The sequence below is a fragment of the Bradyrhizobium sp. BR 1432 genome, assembly GCF_051547705.1.
Classification (GTDB): domain Bacteria; phylum Pseudomonadota; class Alphaproteobacteria; order Rhizobiales; family Xanthobacteraceae; genus Bradyrhizobium; species Bradyrhizobium zhanjiangense.
This window is the reverse complement of sequence record NZ_JBPUGF010000003.1, coordinates 6,899,054-6,915,354: the sequence shown is the minus strand read 5'-3', so window position 1 is coordinate 6,915,354 and position 16,301 is coordinate 6,899,054. Positions and strand designations below refer to the sequence as shown.

The window sequence follows — 16,301 nt, the reverse complement described above, 5'->3', positions numbered from 1 at the left end:
TAGATCAGGCCGCGGCCGCCGCCATGCCTGAGTTTGCTGCCCTGATCCGCGCGGCCTCTGGCGGCGCCGGCGGAATCTCGGTGACCATGAACCGAACAAACTCGGCTTCATCCTCGATTTTGAACGCCTGATTGTGCCGCTTCTCGAAGCCGATCGCGGAGGATGGTTTGCCGCTCAGGCGCCGACCGCAAACCGAGCCGGCATAGGCGCCCGGCAGCACCTCGACGTAGTCAGGAAGCTCCTTCAGTCTGCTCACGCTTCGGAACAGTTGCCTGGCGCCTTCCTCTGCGCTCACGGCAAGTTCGGTGCGGCCGAGATCGCCGACCATGAGCGTGTGACCGGTGAAGACGAACCAGGGTTCGTTGGCGCGTGTTTGGTCCGTAACAAGGATGCAGATGTGCTCGGGCGTGTGACCCGGCGTGTGCATCACCGTCGCCGACACATTGCCGAGGGGAAGAACGTCGCCGTCGTGCACACCCTTGTAGGGAAATGATACACCAGCCTCCGTCGAGAGCACGTACTCAGCTCCCGCTGCGGCGGCGAGCACCCGTCCCGCTGACAGGTGATCGGCATGGACATGAGTGTCTATGACGAAATGGATCCGCATGCCGGTATTGTCGGCCGCCTGCAGGTAGGGCTGAATATCGCCGACCGGATCAACGACCGCGCCGGCAGCTTTGCCGCCGCAGCCGAAAAGGTAGGAGATACCGACTGGATCGCTATGCAAGAACTGGCGGAGAATCATGGACTTGCACTCCCTCGAGAGAAACGCTAGATACATTCAATCAATCTGCTGAATGGTATATTGAAGGACCGCCGTGTCAAGCTCAGGACCGAAACAGGAGATCTATGAAAACCTTGCCGAGGTGGCGCAGGCGCTCGGCCATGCTCACCGGCTTGAGCTGCTGGAGCACCTTGCGCAGGGGATACGCACCGTCGAGGAGCTGTCGGCTCGGGCACATCTGACATTCGCCAACACGTCGCGGCACCTGCAGATTTTGAGGCGCGCGCGCCTCGTCGAAACGGAGCGTCGTGGCAAGCACATTCTCTATCGCCTCGCCGGCGACGCCGAAGTAGTGACGCTGGTCAAGGCGCTGGGTCGGGTCGGTGAACGGAATGTCGCCGAGATCGGTCGTGTTGTGACCGATTACTTCCAGGCCCGTGATGCGCTAGAGCCCGTCTCGCGTGACGACCTGGTCGCGCGATTGCGGGACGATCTGGTTACGTTGCTCGATGTGCGGCCCGAGGATGAGTTCGCACTGGGCCATCTGCCGGGGGCGCTCAACATTCCTCTGGCCGAACTGGAAAGACGTTTGGGCGAGTTGCCGCAAGGCCGTGAAGTGATTGCGTATTGTCGCGGGCCCTATTGCGTTCTTTCGTTCGAAGCCGTGGCGGCGCTGCGGGCGCGCGGCTATCGCATTCGCCGCCTTGAGGACGGTTACCCGGAGTGGAAGGCCGCCGGCCTGCCGGTCGAATCCGTTGCTTGAAACAGGTCGATCAGGTGCATCATGGATGATAAGCCTCATCGCGCGGAACGCGCGTGGCCGATCGTTGGCGTAAAGGATCACAAGGCGCCCTCGGTATTCCGGCCTGAATCCCTGTTGAGGGAGGCGCGCCGGCAGAGGCAGTTGCCGCTCGTAGCTGTGCCCGAAATCTGCGTGCTCGATCCGGATGGTGACGTCGTCCGTCACCTCAAGCGGACCGGCGCCGGCCGCATCCATGAAGGTTGGGCCTGCTACCACACCGAGCTTCTTGCCTTCGATCTCGACGACATCGGCGAGGTCGGGATCGTCGGCTGCGCGGTCGGGGCACCCTTCGCCGTCCTGGTCGCCGAGCAGCTCTTCGCGTCGAGCTGCCGGCTGCTCGTCAGCGTCACCTCGGCGGGCCAGATCAATCCCATCGGACCTACTCCGTATTTCGTCCTGATCGACCGCGCGCTGCGCGACGAGGGGACGAGTTATCACTACCTGCCTGGCTCGACTTTCGCGGCAGCACCCGACATGTCGCTTCTGGATCGCGTCGAGCGGGCGGGCCGATCGCTGCCGGAGAAACTGCATCGCGGTTCGACCTGGACAACGGATGCCCCCTATCGCGAGACCGAAGCGGCGATCTCGCGAGCGCGCGAGCTGGGGACGCTCGCCGTGGAGATGGAAGCTGCGGCGCTCTACGCTTTCGGCACGACGAGCGGCAACTCGATCGTCTGCTTCGCCCACGTCACGAACTCGATGGCGCAGACCGAGGGCGACTTCGAGAAGGGCGAGGCCGACGGCACCAAGGCCACGCTTGCCGTCATTGCCGCTGCGGCGCGCGGCTGGCAGAATGACGCGAGGATCTCGGACGACGCTTGAACCGCAGGCAACAAATGCAGCTAGAGTTCGACCCTCACGTGTCCGGCGTGTGGCCATCAAGAGATCGAGACCATGCCGACGGATGCCTGCCAGTTCTTTTACAACTGCAGGAGGTGCGGCCTACGGCTAAAGCCCAAGTCGGGCGACTGCTGCGTCTTCTGTTCCTACGGGACCGTTCCATGCCCCCCGATTCAAACGAGCGGGGTGCGCTGTTCGTAGACACGAGGGGCGCGTCGCTCTCGATTCATTTGTCGCGGCGGAAGTTGTTACTGCCGAGATTCTCGAGATTACGCCTTCACGCATAGACGACCGCTTGACGGACCTTTTCGCCTGACGCTTGACGATCTGTCGGCGGTAGCAGCTAATTGGCAGCCAGCGACATCCCGCGACGCAGGACCTGGCTTACGCAAAGAGATCGGTGAATGGCCGAATGCCAATGCGTATGCGCGCGAGAACGCCGCTGCGCTGCCAAAACCCACGCGCCTCGCGACCGACTTGACGCGCTCGCCGCGCTGGAGCTCACGCTGGCCAAGTGTCAGCCGCCACGCCTTAAGATAGGCAGCCGGTGTAGTGCCGGTCACTTTGGGAAACAGAGTCATGAAGCGGCTCCGCGAGAGTCCGCTGATACTCGCAAGCTCCTCGGTGTGCCACGGGCGAGAGGGTTGATCGTGCATAGCGACCAGAGCCTTATGGATCGCTGGATGGGATAGGCCGGCAAGAAGTCCTGGTCGCGTTGAGCCGATATCGATTGCTCTCCGAAGCACAAGCAAGATGATCACCTCGCACAAGCGGTCGAGAGCGACTTGCCTGCCGCATCGCATGTCCGAGGCCTCGGTTACAAAGGCTGCAGTCAGAGCTTGTAGGGTAGGGGACTCGCCGAGGGGGATCACGATCCGCTCGGGCATTGCATTCATGAGCGGGTTTGTGATGCCCCCGAACTCGATGGTCGCCGCAGCCAGGATATCGCCGCCCCGATCGGGCATCGCATCACGGTGGGGGCAGAAGACGACGCTCCTTGCGCAGCCACCCTCTCCAACAACAACAAGGTTTGCGACCGCGTCTCGGGCATCTTTCGCAGCGACCGTAACCGACATTTGGAAGGCATCGAAGAAGGCGGAAAGCCTGTCGCGCTTGGCCGTCACAGGACTCTCAATCATGTTTCGGGGACCATTCATGCTCTCCAGTGTGGCATGAGCTGGATCTGGGAGCAACCGGTCCTGTGCTGCCCCTTGGTCCGTGAAAGGAATCCAAATGCTTATACCTCGCCAGAAAGCGCCGCCCCTTGTCGTAAACACGCTCGACCATGGTCCCTTCGACCTGGCAACCGAGAGCCCAGAGCGCATGTCGCTCGTCTGCTTCTATCGCGGCTTGCATTGCCCGATCTGTGCCAACTACCTGAAGGAATTAGAACGCCTGACGCCGGAATTTGCCATCCGCGGCGTCACCACCGTCGCTATTAGTTCAGATGGGGAGGAGCGAGCTCGCCAGATGGCGGACAAGATCCAAGCCAAGAATTTGCGTGTCGGATATGGTCTAGGACTGAGCGATGCTCGCAATTGGGGTCTGTATATTTCGACATCTCGGGGAAAGACCTCGATCGGAATCGAAGAACCTTCTTTGTTTTCTGAACCCGGCGTGTTTCTGATCAGACCGGATCAAACGATCTACTATCTCTCCGTCCAATCCATGCCGTTCGTCAGGCCCAACTTCTCTGAAATGGTCCAGGCGTTGGATTTCGTCATCAAGAACGACTATCCAGCCAGAGGAGAATATAACGGCGCGATTTAAGACATTGAACCCGTCTCGATCCCGCAGGCTCAAACGTTAGCGCTACCGCTTTCCGAAAGATTCCAGGCTCGCTGCCGGTGATCGCTGAGAACTGAGGCGGCGCGCGACAATCTAGGCCGCAGAACAATCTGCGGCCATTTTGCCTAGCCGTTACTCTTTTCTGAGTGCTCAGCTGAACTTGGTGAGTCCGGCTGCCGTATTCGACCCAATTGAAAAAAGCGCTCCTGTGAGGCATCCCACAAAGGTTGTGTAGTATTCACGATACGACTCCGAAAGGGCACCGATGCCCGGTCTCGTCAATTGTGGCGGGATGGCTATAGGAGAAATTCAAATGGCAATTTCTTATCCAAAGCCACATCCACCATCACCTGCTCCAGCTAATACCGCTGTACATAAGCTGGTCCACACTCCACCCAATGATCTTGTCCAGGCAGCGGAGTTGCACTTTCACAAGTCGCTAAAGCACGACGACGACGGGCGAGTGATCCCGAGCTCATTCAAATCATTTTTAGCAGCTCTGAATGAACATCGCCCGGCGGATTTTCAGAACATCGAGTCAGCCGGCCTCCGTCCGCTCGTAAATCCGCAAGCAGGTCTGGCCGCCGATCGACTCACCTCGGCTGGTTGGCATTTCCGCATTCCGAAACCACCGGAGCAGGACGGGAAGCATGAGACTGCAGCCGCGGAGATGATCGAGCTTTACTGGATGGCATTGCTCCGTGACGTCAATTTTCTGGATTATCCGAGCAACGCCCTGGCACAAGCCGCAGCCAGCGAACTGAGCGCTCTCAAGCTATATGCCCATCCCGACTCGAGTAATCATCCCAACTACACTGCCCGGCCCGTCACGCCGGCAACGCTTTTTCGAGGCGGCGAATGGACGCCAGCGGGACAAACGAACCAGGAGCACCTTGGGCCGCTCGTTTCACAATTTCTCTGGCTTGACGTGCCGTACGGGTCTTTGCGGATCAAGCAAACTGAAGGGCGGGTTGTAAACACCGACTATCAGTCTGGAGGCGTCCCTCACATGATCGCATGGGCCGATTGGCTCGACGTGCAGAGAGGAAAAGCCTTTCCGTCATCGATCGAACTCCCGGCCACCCCGCGGTACATTCAGAACGCGGGCGACATCGCGCGATACGTCCATCTTGACGCACTGTATGAAGCCTACCTGAACGCTGCCCTGATCTTGCTCGGTAGCCCTGGCGTTAAGCTGGATGCGGGAAATCCCTACAACCGGGATGCGCCGGTCTTTCCGCATGAGGAGGGCTTCGGCACCTTTGGCTCGCCGTTCATACTTTCGCTGGTCTGCGAGGTGGCGACATGTGCGTTGAAGGCGGTGTGGTACCAGAAATTTATCGGAAACCTGCGCCTGCGCCCGGAAGCCTATGGCGGTTTGGTCCATCGTGCGCTGCACCCCACGGGTTTGAAGGCCGCCGAGGCGCAATTGGCGCTCTCAAGCGGGCTTGCGGTGTTGCAGGCGTCCAACGCCTCGGGCGGCGCGGTTGCAAGAATCAGGCAAGCGAACGCCGCCCACGGCGCCAACAGCGACAGCTACTTGCTGCCGATGTGTTTCGCCGACGGCTCACCGGCGCACGGCTCCTACGGTGCGGGCCATGCCACTGTCGCCGGCGCATGCGTCACCGCGCTGAAGGCCTATTTTGCAGGAACACAGAAGCTCAAGGATGTTGGGATTACGCCGGTTATCCCGACGTCCCAAGGAACAGACCTGACAACTGTCGGAGTGCCAGATGCTGACCAGCTAACGATTGCAGGCGAACTCGACAAGGTCGCGTCCAACATTGCAATCGGACGCAACATGGCGGGCGTTCACTGGCGTACCGACTACAGCGCGTCCATGCTTCTAGGGCAGCGGATCGCGACGAGCGTCCTGTATCACCTCCGGCGGGACTACCATGAGCGTCCCTGGAAGTTCAGCTACCTGAGCTTCGGCAAAAAGGTCGTTGAGATAGAGCAGGACAGGGTCACCTACGACGGAGCCCTTGTCCTCGATGGTGACGACGACCTTGATCCTGCTCTCGAGGCGGCAAAGCTTTCGGCAATAGTTTAGTCGCGAGAGTCCGGCCTAATTGAATGTTGCTCTCGATCGCTGCGGCAGTAGCATCTGCCGCAGCGGGCTGGCCCCTATCCATTACTCCCTAAGTTGCTCGCCTTAGCCAGCGTGCCCTTGATTCAGAATTGAACCAAGGGAATGACGGTGCTATCGTTCAACTACATCATTCCTCGTTGGTATGATGGTGCGGGCGCGATCAGGCTTACGGACTGCCGCCTGCCATTTGTAATTGGAATACTTCAGCTGGTGCCCCGCCTCCGGACCCATTTCATAGTCGGCCGGGCAATGTTTCTAGACACGTTACCCTCCGACCTTCCCCTTGACTCGGAGGCGGGCATTTTAGGTCAAGCGTACCAACAAATCGATTTTCGACATGTCCATTCTGGAAAGTCGAGCCGATTGTGGCGCGGTCAATCAGCGTTCTGCAGAGCGCAACCGCCGGCACTTGCTCGCTTCGATAGTGTGCGCCGCTTGCATCGTTTCATTGGCAGAGGATGCGTGGGCTCAATGTGCAGCTCGCGATGTCCTGCAAAATGAGATGAAGGCGCACAGGCCGCGTCCATCCTATGCGCTCCAACAGTTCAAGTCGGCGCGCGATGTTCCGACGTGGAAGACAGTTAGGGTCGGCACCTTTGCCAACTCTGTTGCGCTGCGTAACGTGCTGGACACCATGAGGTGCGGTGTCGGTGGCACGGCTGCCGAAATCCTCGCTCGACCGACCTTCGCCGTTGCTTCTAAGGCAACCGAAGTGAAGCTTGTCGTTGTGCGAGTAGCCGAGCTTGGGTTCAAGACGGATACCGTGACTTTGGCTGCTATTTACGCGCGCGCCATGCAGATCGGCCTTAAGCTCGCCGACGCGGAGGTCGGTCCGCAATTGCGGATTCAGTATCTGGACCAGCCTATGGGCGAATTTCTCACCATCGGAATGAAGCCAATCAAGACGTGGGGCGGCGAACCGACTATACTGAACGTGGCGAATGGCGGAGCTGGATTGATCCTGATCGGCCAAGACGGAAGAGACGAAGCAGAAAGTGCCGCCACGTCCCGTTTTGTTTTCGCGCGGTCCAACGAACCTGCACCCAACAACGAACTTGAGAAGGCAGCCGCACTTCCGCCCCCGTGGACGGAACGGCATTCTGGACTTCAGGGTAATTGGTAGTCCGGTTCTGGACCCGGATCAGACTTCCAGGCCACTTCTAATATGCCTGAGCGAGGTCCGGCGAGCTCTTATCCGGCACGCCGCGAGCGTGAGGATCGGCTCGGTCCTTGGTTCGTTCACCGTTCAGGAAGGCCCGCCTTACGCAGACCCTCAGCGATGCGCTGAAATTCGGCAAGGAAAACGACGTTATCGGACCACTCAGACCCATCCTGCAACCAAAGGGCAACGGTATAGTTGGGCATGAGCCGACGAAGCTCGCCGACGGCGGCAAGAGCTTCAGGCTCATGTCCCGTCCATGCGTTGGCGGCGGCGAGATCTGCATAGGCAATCCAAAAGGGATTTACTGTAATGGAGCGGCTGCACCAGTCTATCGCTTCATCATATTGAGCGAGATGGCTGTGCGCATGACAGGCATAGAAGTACCACGTGCTTAGGAGCGGATCGCGGGGGCTGAGCTGGATGGCCATTTGGAGTGGGGCAAATGCCTCCGCAGATCGGCCAACACGTATCTTGGCAGCGCCCAGCGCGCCATGAGCCGGGGCGAGACTAGGATTTATCCCGATTGCCGCCATATACTCGCTGACAGCAGCGCCGAGATTCCGGCCCTTGGCGCGTTGGATCTCGCCCTTTACAAAATGCGCCATTGCGTCGCTGGGAAACTGGGACAGAACCTGATCCACCGTTTTCTCAGCGCGCCGCAACTTATCGGCGGGTGCATCGGTCCAACGATAATTGACTTGTATTGCCAAAGTATCTGCCAACCCCACGAGGGCCTTAGGGTAGCCGGGGTCGATCTGCAGTGCGCGCTCGAAGAGGGCACCCGACTCGGCTACCTGTTCGCGCGAATAGGGACGATCGAGCACGGCCAGGCCCTGCATTGTAAGATCGACCGCGTCGGGATTGTTGGGCCGCGCAACCTCCGCGTCGCGGCTTTCGTGGTTAGTCAGCTCGAGATCAAGCCGCCGCGCCAATCCACCCGTGATGACATCCTGAAGCTGCAACGATTTGGACCACTCACCGTCGACGCTCTCCGACCAGATCTGTGCGCCGGTTCGCGTATCGATCAGCCGGGCGTTGATCCGGACAATCGACTCCGTTCGGCGCAAGCTACCGTCGAGGATATAACGGACGCCGAGTTCGCGGCGAACGCGCTTTGGGTCAACGTTCTTATAGGCACGGGCTGTACTCGGCGCGATCACGAAGCTGTCCTCGATCCGCGAGAGATCGGAGCTTAGATCGTCAGCAACACCTTCCGCAAAGTACTCCTGCTCGGGTTCGTTGCTCAAATTCGTGAATGGCAGCACGACAATCGATAGACGATGCTTCACCAATTGTGGCTCATTCCATCGCATGTACCAGTAACCAAGACCGCCGCCAGCCATGAGCAGGAGAAGCGCCATTGTAAGGCCCATCCGAGCTCGCCGGCTATGCGCAGGCCACGGGACAAACGGAAAGCCCGAAATGACCGGCAGCGTATCGGAGAGCTGCGAAGCATAGGCTCGGATTGGGAGAGCGATATTTTTGAGGTTCTGCTCGCCCAGATCGGCGAACTCGACCCCGACCTTGCCACGGACTTGATCGTAGGCGGCGGAAGATATGCAGATGCCGCCGGCCTTCGCGATGCCTTCAAGCCGCGCCGCGACATTCACGCCATCGCCAAAGATGTCGTTCGGCTCGACAATCACATCGCCGATATTAATTCCCACACGGAAGACTATGCGCTTGGCTTCTGGATCATCGATTGTCAGTTCCTTGACGCGGGTCTGAAATTGTACCGCAGCTCGAACCGCTTCGACCGCGCTCGGAAATTCCGCCAAGAAGCCATCGCCGGTGTTCTTGACGATGCGGCCATCATGTTCGGCAACTGCCGGGGCGACTGCGTCCGTCAAAAGCGCAGTCAGTTTGGCATGCGTTGCCTCTTCGTCGTTGTGCATGAGCCGCGAATAGCCGGCCACGTCGGCGGCCAATATCGCCGACAGCCTGCGCGCGATCCGGGCTGGCCGCTCCTGCACCATCGCCGGCTCTCCAACCCGCTCATTGTTACGACGGATGCGCGATAGTGCCAACCGTGCGATGTTCCCAGAGCGCTTGCCATCGCTAAAACGTTAGCTGCCCTGACCGATTGTTCAGTGGGCGCCTCTATGTCGCCGATCGGACCCTGAGCGGACTTTGGCTTGCCTGAGGATGCGACGCGCCCAACTCTTATTTAAACTCAGAGGGAGAGAAGGATGCTAGCAGACGCGAAGGTGGCCACCCGTCTTCCAGCCAAGGACCTAGATCGGGCGCGGGCGTTCTATTCCGAAAAACTCGGGCTCGACCCTGTCGAACAACGCGAAGGTGGACTGCGCTACATCTGCGCAAGCGGCGAGTTTGCAATATTCATCTCGGCCGGAGTGCAATCCGGCACGCACACGCAGATGGGCTGGGAAGTTGATGATATCGAGGCAACGGTGCGCGAGCTTCGCGCGCGGGGAGTCAAGTTCGAGGAATATGACCTGCCCGGTCTGAAGACCGTTGAGGGGATCGCCGAAATAGCCGGGAATTACGCCAGCAAGGGTATCGGTGAGCGAGGCGCGTGGTTCCGCGACAGCGAAGGCAATCTTCTTGGAATCGGGCAGCCGGTCCGGTCCTGATTGGGGCTGGATCGCACATGTTGTCGGCGGGCATCGCCCCCTTGCAGCCGTAACGCAAAGGTCGCGCGGGTTTGGTCCATCAGCGAAGCAACGCCTCGTCTAACGGAGGTCCGTTCGTTGAGGCATGGCGGACCAGATTTGCTTCTGCGTTCATCCTGCGTTCCTTCGTGAACGCGCTGTTCATAGTGGAACGACGATTTTCTGCATTGGTCCCCGCTCATTGTCACGAAACCAATCTCCGGCCCGATCGTTGGCCCAATGCTCCGTCACTTGCGAGAGGAGTGCCAAATGAAGCGAACGATCCTCGCGCTCGCCGCAGTGGCTGCTCTAGCTGCGGGAGCGGTAACAACAGCCAACGCTGTTGAGTTTGGCATCGGTCCCGGCGGCGTCTATGTCGGACCGGACCGATACTACCGTGACTACGGTAACGATTACTACGGCGCTTGCCGCACCATCGTCGAACACCGGATCAACCGGTTCGGTGAGGATGTTGTGGTTCGCCGCCGCATCTGCGACTGACCGCCGTGAGTAACGGTTGGGCCCCGACGCGTCCAGTACGTTGGGGCCCTCATTGTTTCGGTCCTCAGTCCTGCGAGAGAACAAGGCCGTCAGGTTTGGCGGCGCGGTGAGCGGCTGAGGTTCAGCCGCGCACGTGCGCCATGATTATGCCAGCGCGCTAGGCTGCGTGCCGCATGCGTTCGACACTCTGGGGTTATATGGTTTCCGGCATCGTCAGCCACCTTCAGAGACATGTCCGCCATCCGGCGGCTGGTATCCAAGGCGCTACTGATCGTGTCGCGCATCAGATCAGTCTGCACGGCCGCCAAATCGTGAGGAGTTCGGCAGCGCCAGAGTTCATTCATGCGATCCATGGTCCGATCGATCTGCTGTCGAACGAAATCGAAGTACTCGCGCGACATGCCGTTCATTCCTTTGGCGACTGCGGTCGTAGAGTACATGATGGCTTCGGCGTTGCGGACCGAGCGTTCCGTTGCCCGCTGCGCTTCATTGCCCGTCAAACCGAACGTGAGACCAAGCTGATCAGTCGAGCGGCCCATCATCGCGGTGGCCATGTCGACGCCGAAACGCCACGTGTTTTGCAGCATCTCGGCATTTTGTTGCAGTAGATGGCTGCTGGCTTGGGCGACCTCTTCGCCGGCCTCAGCAGTAGCTAGGCCGATCCGTCTGGTCTGCTCCGCGGTCCTCTCGGCGGCGCGGCGGATTGTGTCCTCAGGGCTTTGGGTAGACTTTTCCTCCTGGCGTGGATTGGCCATTAGTTGCTCCATCGTTGTTGTTGGTGAGGTCGGAGCCTATGCCCTCCGTCACAGGTGCGATCCTACGCGAGCAAACGTGGGCATTTCTGGACCGTTCCGGGGCGAGCGAATTTTAATCGATCCTCCGCCATTGCGCGCAGGAACGAGCGGTGCAACTTCCCTGAGGGCACCGGTGGCCACGGCGGGACCCGAACTCACCGACAAGCGCCATTTCTACTTCAATTCGCCGGCGACGGCCGTCACCTGCGGCGCACAGGCGCAGCGGCCGGCCGCAATTCCATTCTCGATATGCCTGCTGCGATGTTCATACCTGTTTGCGCCTGGACGGATACCGGCTGCAAGGCGATCGTGCGATCCGAGCCGCCCACCAGGAGGTTGGCGCCAACTCCGGCACCAACTGTGCCGCCGGCGGTCGCGCCCGCATAGGTTCCGGCCAACGCGGCGTGGCGAACCGCGGTCGGAGCATAAACGGCCCAAACGAGCTGACCGCCGGACGTGGCTCCTATATCGAGACCAAGCGTGCTGACGGTGCCTTCGTAAGCCTCGCGCGCCCTGCCTCTCGCCGATGCATAGATGCAGCTCAACTGCCGTTGTCCAGCAACGATCATGCCGACTCCGGGCGATATATTGCACGTGAGTGTGCCGACTCTCGGTCGTCCGGCCTCCTGCGCCGTTGCCGGAACCGTGGCGAGCACGAGGGCGAGGGCCGCGCACGCTGTCGCCAAATTGGTCAGCCTTGTTTCGTTCAGCGTTGTCCCAATCATGAGGGCCTCCATCGAGCGTATTCGATGGTCCTTCAATGCGCGCTGAGCCCGCGATGTTCCCGTTGGTGGCACACGTCGAAGACGTGCGAGTGAGCCCAATGCGGATCAATATTGAGGTGACCGAGCGTCCTCAAACGGCTCTTGCTCTGCGGCCCACTTTGGCACGCCGTCTTCGGCCGATTGTTCTCGCTTCTGCGTTTCGGAGCCTGCTTCGAAGCGTCTCCACTTCTCGAAGCCCCGCCACAATCGCTTGCACACGCTCGCGCAGGACAGCGCAAGTATAGACCTGACCAGTACTGGACATCGCTGCCTCAGAATATGATTTGAACCAAGAAGTCGACGAAAAGACCAAGGAAGTGAATATTCGCTAGGCCGAAGTCAGTGGGCTAAAGCTGCAGTCGCCAGATGCTCCCAGTACTCAGCCTCTGCGAGCAGTTTCCAGCTTCTGTCAGGATGAAGCGCGGCAGTCTGCCGGCAAAGTGACGCCATTGCGCGAAAGCGGTGGGCAGCTTCCATTCCAAACCTCCCATGTTTTCCCCAACATATTTTTGTATTTTATGCTGGAGTGATCATGATTATCGGAAATAACTAAATTTGTCGTTTGTTGGCAGTTAATTAGGTTCCGGCGGCGCGCCTGCGTGAAATGAATTTCGCTTTTGGCTTCACATTAGTTTCGAATGCTTCGGTGCTCGGTCGTGTTGCGCACCGATTGCGCATCTCGGCACAATCGACGCGCTAGGCGAGCTGATCATGTCCGCTCCCAACCATGAGATCGCAATGATGCAGACCGCCGAGGTCGACAAGCCCGAAGCGGCGGGGGGAAACGACCGAATTGGGTATCCGGCAGGGCTGAATCCGGGCCCCGCCGGGCTTCCCCTGACGGCTCGCATGGCCTATGACGCTGCAACGCAAAAATCCCCCCAAAAGACCCCATGATCCGCCTCGACAACGTCAGCAAGCAAGCCGGCCATCAGATCCTGTTCATCGAAGCCTCCGCGGCCCTCAACAAGGGTGAGAAGATCGGCCTCGTCGGCCCGAACGGCGCCGGCAAGACCACATTGTTCCGGATGATTGCCGGCGAGGAACTGCCCGATGAAGGCCAGGTCTCGACCGATCGCGGCATCACCATCGGCTATTTCAACCAGGACGTCGGCGAGATGAGCGGCCGCAGCGCCGTGGCCGAGGTGATGAATGGCGCAGGTCCTGTCAGCGAGGTCGCAGCCGAGCTGCGCGAGCTCGAGGCCGCGATGGCCGATCCTGACAAGGCCGACGCGATGGACGAGATCATCGCCCGCTACGGCGAAGTGCAGCATCGCTTCGATGAGCTCGACGGCTATGCGCTCGACGGCCGTGCGCGCGAAGCGCTGTCAGGCCTCGGCTTCAGCCAGGAGATGATGGACGGGGACGTCGGTAAGCTCTCCGGCGGCTGGAAGATGCGCGTGGCGCTGGCCCGCATCCTCCTGATGCGCCCCGACGTCATGCTGCTCGACGAGCCGAGCAACCATCTCGATCTCGAAAGCCTGATCTGGCTGGAAAAATTCCTGCACGATTACGAAGGCACGCTACTGATGACCTCGCATGACCGCGAGTTCATCAACCGCGTGATCTCCAAGGTGATCGAGATCGATAGCGGCTCGCTCACCACCTACACCGGCGATTACGAATTCTACGAGCAGCAGCGGGCGCAGAACGAGAAGCAGCAGCAGGCGCAGTTCGAGCGCCAGCAGGCCATGCTGGCCAAGGAGATCAAGTTCATCGAGCGCTTCAAGGCGCGCGCCTCGCATGCGGCCCAGGTGCAGAGCCGGGTCAAGAAGCTCGACAAGATCGAGCGGGTCGAGCCGCCGCGCCGCCGCCAGAGCGTCGCGTTCGACTTCCCGCCGGCGCCGCGCTCGGGCGAGGATGTCGTCGCGCTGAAGAATGTCCACAAGGGCTACGGCAATAAGCGCATCTATGACGGCCTCGATTTCATGATCCGCCGCCGCGAGCGCTGGTGCGTGATGGGCATCAACGGCGCCGGCAAATCGACCTTGCTCAAGCTCATTGCCGGTGCGAGCGAGCCGGACGAGGGCACGGTCGCGCTCGGGGGCAGCGTCAAGATGGGCTATTTCGCCCAGCACGCGATGGATTTGCTCGACGGCGAACGCACCGTGTTCCAGTCGCTGGAAGACCAGTTTCCGACGGCCGGGCAGGGAAGCTTGCGCGCGCTCGCCGGCTGCTTCGGCTTCTCCGGCGACGACGTCGAGAAGCGCTGTCGGGTGCTGTCGGGCGGCGAGAAGGCACGCCTGGTCATGGCAAAAATGCTGTTCGATCCGCCGAACTTCTTGGTGCTGGACGAGCCGACCAACCATCTCGACCTCGCCACCAAGGAGATGCTGATCACGGCGCTGTCGGATTTCGAGGGCACCATGCTGTTCGTCTCGCATGACCGGCATTTCTTGGCGACGCTGTCGAACCGCGTGCTGGAGCTGACCCCGGAGGGGATTCATCAGTACGGCGGCGGCTATACGGAATATGTCGCGCGCACCGGGCAGGAGGCGCCGGGGTTGCGGTCGTAGGTGGGCGGTAGTCCGGATGGAGCGACAGCGCAATCCGGGGGTCGTGCCACGCGCGCGGTCGTACCGTGTGGTTATTGTGCCCCGGATTGCGCTTCGCTCCATCCAGGCTACAAGAGGCCGCTTGATGTCGTTCGTAGCCCGGATGGAGCATGGCCGTTCGACGCGCGTCATGCGGAATGCGCCGCGTAGTTTGTCGACATGGTCGATCAGCACGGATGATCGTCGATCATCCAGCGTTGCGGTGAAGAAGAAGGTCCCGGCCGGGACGAAATTGCGACGATAGCGGACCATGCGAGGGGCTTTCCCGGATTACGCTTCGCTCCATCCGGGCTACAACCAAATCGAGAGAGTTTCAATGAACTCGCTTGCTTGAAGGTCCCTGGCGCTCTCGTTACGCTCCCTCAAAAAGGGGAGCGAAACCACCATGAAGCAACTGCGGATCGGCGATATCACCATCGATGCGGTGATCGAGCGCGAAGGGCCGTGGCGGCGGCCGCAGGATTTCTTCCCGGCCTATGACGAGGGCGTGTTCGCTCGCCATCTGCCGACGATGGAGCCGGAGGTGTTCGACGCCGCGCGCGGCATGATGGTGATCACCTACCAGACCTTCGTGGTCCGCACGCCGCGCTACACGATTTTGGTCGACACCTGCACCGGCGAGGACAAGGGCCATCCGCCGCCGTTCGATTTTCCCGGCAAGGAGCGCTGGCGCAACGAATTGTTCGCGCTCGGCATCGGCTTCGAGCAGATCGACTACGTGTTCTGCACGCATCTGCACATCGACCACACCGGCTGGAATACCATTTTGCGCGACGGGCGCTGGGTGCCGACGTTTCCGAACGCGACATACGTCTTCCACAAGCGCGAGTATGCGGCCTGGGAGGCCGAGCACGCCAAGGGCAACAATCCGCCGGGCACCGTGTTTCGCGACAATTGCCTGCCGATCGTCGAAGCGGGACAGGCGCTATTGGTCGATGACGACTACGCGCTCGACGACACCGTGACGCTGACGCCGACGCCGGGGCATTCGCCCTGCCATTGCTGCGTCAACATTGTCTCGAAGGGCCAGCGCGCGGTGGTCGCGGGCGATCTCATGCATCATCAGATCCAGTGCCGCGAACCGGATTGGTCGGCGAAGCCGGATTGGGATCCGAAGCAGTCGGCGGTGTCGCGGCGAAAGTTCTTCGCGTCCGTTGCGGATACCGACACGTTGATCCTGCCGGTGCATTTTCCGGCGCCGACGGCCGGACTGATCAAGCCACTCGGCGACGCGTTCGATTATCGCTTCAAGCGGGAGTGAAGTTTCTCTTTCGTCATGGCCGGGCTCGTCCCGGCCATCCACGATCTTTGCGACGGAAACAAGAACGTGGATGCCCGGGACAAGCCCGGGCATGACGAATTGTGCAGCAACTGTTCGCTAGAAAAGCTGCGAATTCGTAGCGCCTTACGCGCTGGTCTCGCACTTCTTCATAAAGCTGTTCTTGGCGGCGCCGGCGAGCGGCTTGCCGTCGGAGCCGACGGCCTTGGGCGCGCAGGCCTCGGCCTTGCACTTCTTCAGGAACGAGGTCTTGGCGGCACCGGCCAGGGGCTTGCCGTCCTTGCCGATCGCCTTGCTCTCGCAGGTTTCTTGCGCGAAGGCCGAGCCCGCTGCAAAGGTGGCAACGATCGCCGCGAGGAAAATCCGCTTCATCATGGGTGTCTCCCTA

General features: G+C 60.4%; 16 protein-coding genes and 1 pseudogene. 11 read left to right on the top strand and 6 right to left on the bottom strand.

The window, feature by feature from the left end; translation table 11 throughout:
• Positions 1–4 precede the first annotated feature (4 nt).
• Positions 5–745, bottom strand: coding sequence for an MBL fold metallo-hydrolase (locus ACSKB8_RS33615; protein ID WP_438108753.1), 741 nt, complete (start codon positions 743–745; stop codon positions 5–7).
• A gap of 73 nt (positions 746–818) precedes the next feature.
• Here ACSKB8_RS33615 and ACSKB8_RS33610 point away from each other — a divergent pair, with 73 nt between their 5' ends.
• The 3 genes and pseudogenes from ACSKB8_RS33610 to ACSKB8_RS33600 form a co-directional block, all read left to right on the top strand.
• The gene (locus tag ACSKB8_RS33610) at positions 819–1,487 is read left to right on the top strand and encodes an ArsR/SmtB family transcription factor (RefSeq protein WP_370985352.1); all 669 of its coding nucleotides are present in this window, start codon (positions 819–821) and stop codon (positions 1,485–1,487) included.
• 21 nt (positions 1,488–1,508) lie between these two features.
• The gene (locus tag ACSKB8_RS33605; RefSeq protein WP_438108751.1) at positions 1,509–2,348 is read left to right on the top strand and encodes a nucleoside phosphorylase; all 840 of its coding nucleotides are present in this window, start codon (positions 1,509–1,511) and stop codon (positions 2,346–2,348) included.
• 27 nt (positions 2,349–2,375) lie between these two features.
• Positions 2,376–2,567 (top strand): annotated as a pseudogene (locus ACSKB8_RS33600) (GDCCVxC domain-containing (seleno)protein); the annotation flags it as partial.
• A gap of 68 nt (positions 2,568–2,635) precedes the next feature.
• Here ACSKB8_RS33600 and ACSKB8_RS33595 read toward each other — a convergent pair.
• The gene (locus ACSKB8_RS33595; RefSeq protein WP_438108749.1) at positions 2,636–3,490 is read right to left on the bottom strand and encodes an AraC family transcriptional regulator; all 855 of its coding nucleotides are present in this window, start codon (positions 3,488–3,490) and stop codon (positions 2,636–2,638) included.
• Positions 3,491–3,599: 109 nt separating this feature from the next.
• Here ACSKB8_RS33595 and ACSKB8_RS33590 point away from each other — a divergent pair, with 109 nt between their 5' ends.
• From ACSKB8_RS33590 to ACSKB8_RS33580, 3 genes are all read left to right on the top strand, one after another.
• Positions 3,600–4,136, top strand: a complete 537-nt coding sequence (locus ACSKB8_RS33590; RefSeq protein ID WP_128934198.1) for a peroxiredoxin-like family protein — start codon at positions 3,600–3,602, stop codon at positions 4,134–4,136.
• Between the two features lie 331 nt (positions 4,137–4,467).
• Positions 4,468–6,207: a vanadium-dependent haloperoxidase gene (locus ACSKB8_RS33585; RefSeq protein ID WP_438108747.1), complete on the top strand. Its 1,740-nt coding sequence runs from the start codon at positions 4,468–4,470 to the stop codon at positions 6,205–6,207.
• Between the two features lie 376 nt (positions 6,208–6,583).
• Positions 6,584–7,369 (top strand): hypothetical protein, encoded by a 786-nt coding sequence (locus ACSKB8_RS33580; protein ID WP_438108746.1) that lies wholly within the window; start codon positions 6,584–6,586, stop codon positions 7,367–7,369.
• Between the two features lie 116 nt (positions 7,370–7,485).
• Here ACSKB8_RS33580 and ACSKB8_RS33575 read toward each other — a convergent pair whose 3' ends face one another.
• Positions 7,486–9,384, bottom strand: coding sequence for an adenylate/guanylate cyclase domain-containing protein (locus ACSKB8_RS33575; RefSeq protein WP_438108744.1), 1,899 nt, complete (start codon positions 9,382–9,384; stop codon positions 7,486–7,488).
• 213 nt (positions 9,385–9,597) lie between these two features.
• Here ACSKB8_RS33575 and ACSKB8_RS33570 point away from each other — a divergent pair, with 213 nt between their 5' ends.
• On the top strand, positions 9,598–10,002 hold the full coding sequence (locus tag ACSKB8_RS33570; protein ID WP_438108742.1) for a VOC family protein: 405 nt from the start codon (positions 9,598–9,600) through the stop codon (positions 10,000–10,002).
• 288 nt (positions 10,003–10,290) lie between these two features.
• Entirely contained in the window at positions 10,291–10,521 is a 231-nt protein-coding gene (locus ACSKB8_RS33565) for a hypothetical protein (protein ID WP_143035523.1), read from the top strand.
• An 89-nt stretch (positions 10,522–10,610) separates the two neighbouring features.
• Here ACSKB8_RS33565 and ACSKB8_RS33560 read toward each other — a convergent pair whose 3' ends face one another.
• Together ACSKB8_RS33560 and ACSKB8_RS33555 are read right to left on the bottom strand one after the other, a co-directional pair.
• Positions 10,611–11,276, bottom strand: coding sequence for a phasin family protein (locus ACSKB8_RS33560; RefSeq protein ID WP_438108741.1), 666 nt, complete (start codon positions 11,274–11,276; stop codon positions 10,611–10,613).
• Between the two features lie 239 nt (positions 11,277–11,515).
• A complete protein-coding gene (locus tag ACSKB8_RS33555) occupies positions 11,516–12,052 on the bottom strand; it encodes a DUF992 domain-containing protein (RefSeq protein ID WP_349525479.1) in 537 nt (178 codons plus the stop codon).
• Positions 12,053–12,790: 738 nt separating this feature from the next.
• Between ACSKB8_RS33555 and ACSKB8_RS33550 the strand changes: the two genes are divergently transcribed.
• The 3 genes from ACSKB8_RS33550 to ACSKB8_RS33540 all read left to right on the top strand — a co-directional run bounded on the left by ACSKB8_RS33550 (position 12,791) and on the right by ACSKB8_RS33540 (position 15,895).
• A complete protein-coding gene (locus ACSKB8_RS33550; RefSeq protein ID WP_438108739.1) occupies positions 12,791–12,976 on the top strand; it encodes a hypothetical protein in 186 nt (61 codons plus the stop codon).
• Complete coding sequence (locus ACSKB8_RS33545; protein WP_438108737.1) at positions 12,973–14,595, top strand: ABC-F family ATP-binding cassette domain-containing protein; 1,623 nt, start codon at positions 12,973–12,975, stop codon at positions 14,593–14,595. Before ACSKB8_RS33550 ends, ACSKB8_RS33545 begins: the two co-directional genes overlap by 4 nt.
• Positions 14,596–15,019: 424 nt before the next feature.
• Complete coding sequence (locus ACSKB8_RS33540) at positions 15,020–15,895, top strand: MBL fold metallo-hydrolase (protein WP_438108735.1); 876 nt, start codon at positions 15,020–15,022, stop codon at positions 15,893–15,895.
• A gap of 144 nt (positions 15,896–16,039) precedes the next feature.
• On the opposite strand, the gene ACSKB8_RS33535 is transcribed toward ACSKB8_RS33540, so the two are convergent.
• Positions 16,040–16,288: a hypothetical protein gene (locus tag ACSKB8_RS33535; RefSeq protein WP_438108734.1), complete on the bottom strand. Its 249-nt coding sequence runs from the start codon at positions 16,286–16,288 to the stop codon at positions 16,040–16,042.
• Positions 16,289–16,301: the final 13 nt, after the last annotated feature.

What these genes read in the sequence shown, in the direction of transcription:
- ACSKB8_RS33585 (WP_438108747.1), top strand. Translation starts at nt 4,468, where the DNA reads ATGGCAATTTCTTATCCAAAGCCACATCCACCATCACCTGCTCCAGCT.
- ACSKB8_RS33590 (WP_128934198.1), top strand. Translation starts at nt 3,600, where the DNA reads ATGCTTATACCTCGCCAGAAAGCGCCGCCCCTTGTCGTAAACACGCTC.
- ACSKB8_RS33605 (WP_438108751.1), top strand. Translation starts at nt 1,509, where the DNA reads ATGGATGATAAGCCTCATCGCGCGGAACGCGCGTGGCCGATCGTTGGC.
- ACSKB8_RS33550 (WP_438108739.1), top strand. Translation starts at nt 12,791, where the DNA reads ATGTCCGCTCCCAACCATGAGATCGCAATGATGCAGACCGCCGAGGTC.
- ACSKB8_RS33535 (WP_438108734.1), bottom strand. Translation starts at nt 16,288, where the DNA reads ATGATGAAGCGGATTTTCCTCGCGGCGATCGTTGCCACCTTTGCAGCG.
- ACSKB8_RS33565 (WP_143035523.1), top strand. Translation starts at nt 10,291, where the DNA reads ATGAAGCGAACGATCCTCGCGCTCGCCGCAGTGGCTGCTCTAGCTGCG.
- ACSKB8_RS33545 (WP_438108737.1), top strand. Translation starts at nt 12,973, where the DNA reads ATGATCCGCCTCGACAACGTCAGCAAGCAAGCCGGCCATCAGATCCTG.
- ACSKB8_RS33580 (WP_438108746.1), top strand. Translation starts at nt 6,584, where the DNA reads ATGTCCATTCTGGAAAGTCGAGCCGATTGTGGCGCGGTCAATCAGCGT.
- ACSKB8_RS33575 (WP_438108744.1), bottom strand. Translation starts at nt 9,384, where the DNA reads ATGGTGCAGGAGCGGCCAGCCCGGATCGCGCGCAGGCTGTCGGCGATA.
- ACSKB8_RS33540 (WP_438108735.1), top strand. Translation starts at nt 15,020, where the DNA reads ATGAAGCAACTGCGGATCGGCGATATCACCATCGATGCGGTGATCGAG.
- ACSKB8_RS33570 (WP_438108742.1), top strand. Translation starts at nt 9,598, where the DNA reads ATGCTAGCAGACGCGAAGGTGGCCACCCGTCTTCCAGCCAAGGACCTA.
- ACSKB8_RS33560 (WP_438108741.1), bottom strand. Translation starts at nt 11,276, where the DNA reads ATGGCCAATCCACGCCAGGAGGAAAAGTCTACCCAAAGCCCTGAGGAC.
- ACSKB8_RS33615 (WP_438108753.1), bottom strand. Translation starts at nt 745, where the DNA reads ATGATTCTCCGCCAGTTCTTGCATAGCGATCCAGTCGGTATCTCCTAC.
- ACSKB8_RS33555 (WP_349525479.1), bottom strand. Translation starts at nt 12,052, where the DNA reads ATGGAGGCCCTCATGATTGGGACAACGCTGAACGAAACAAGGCTGACC.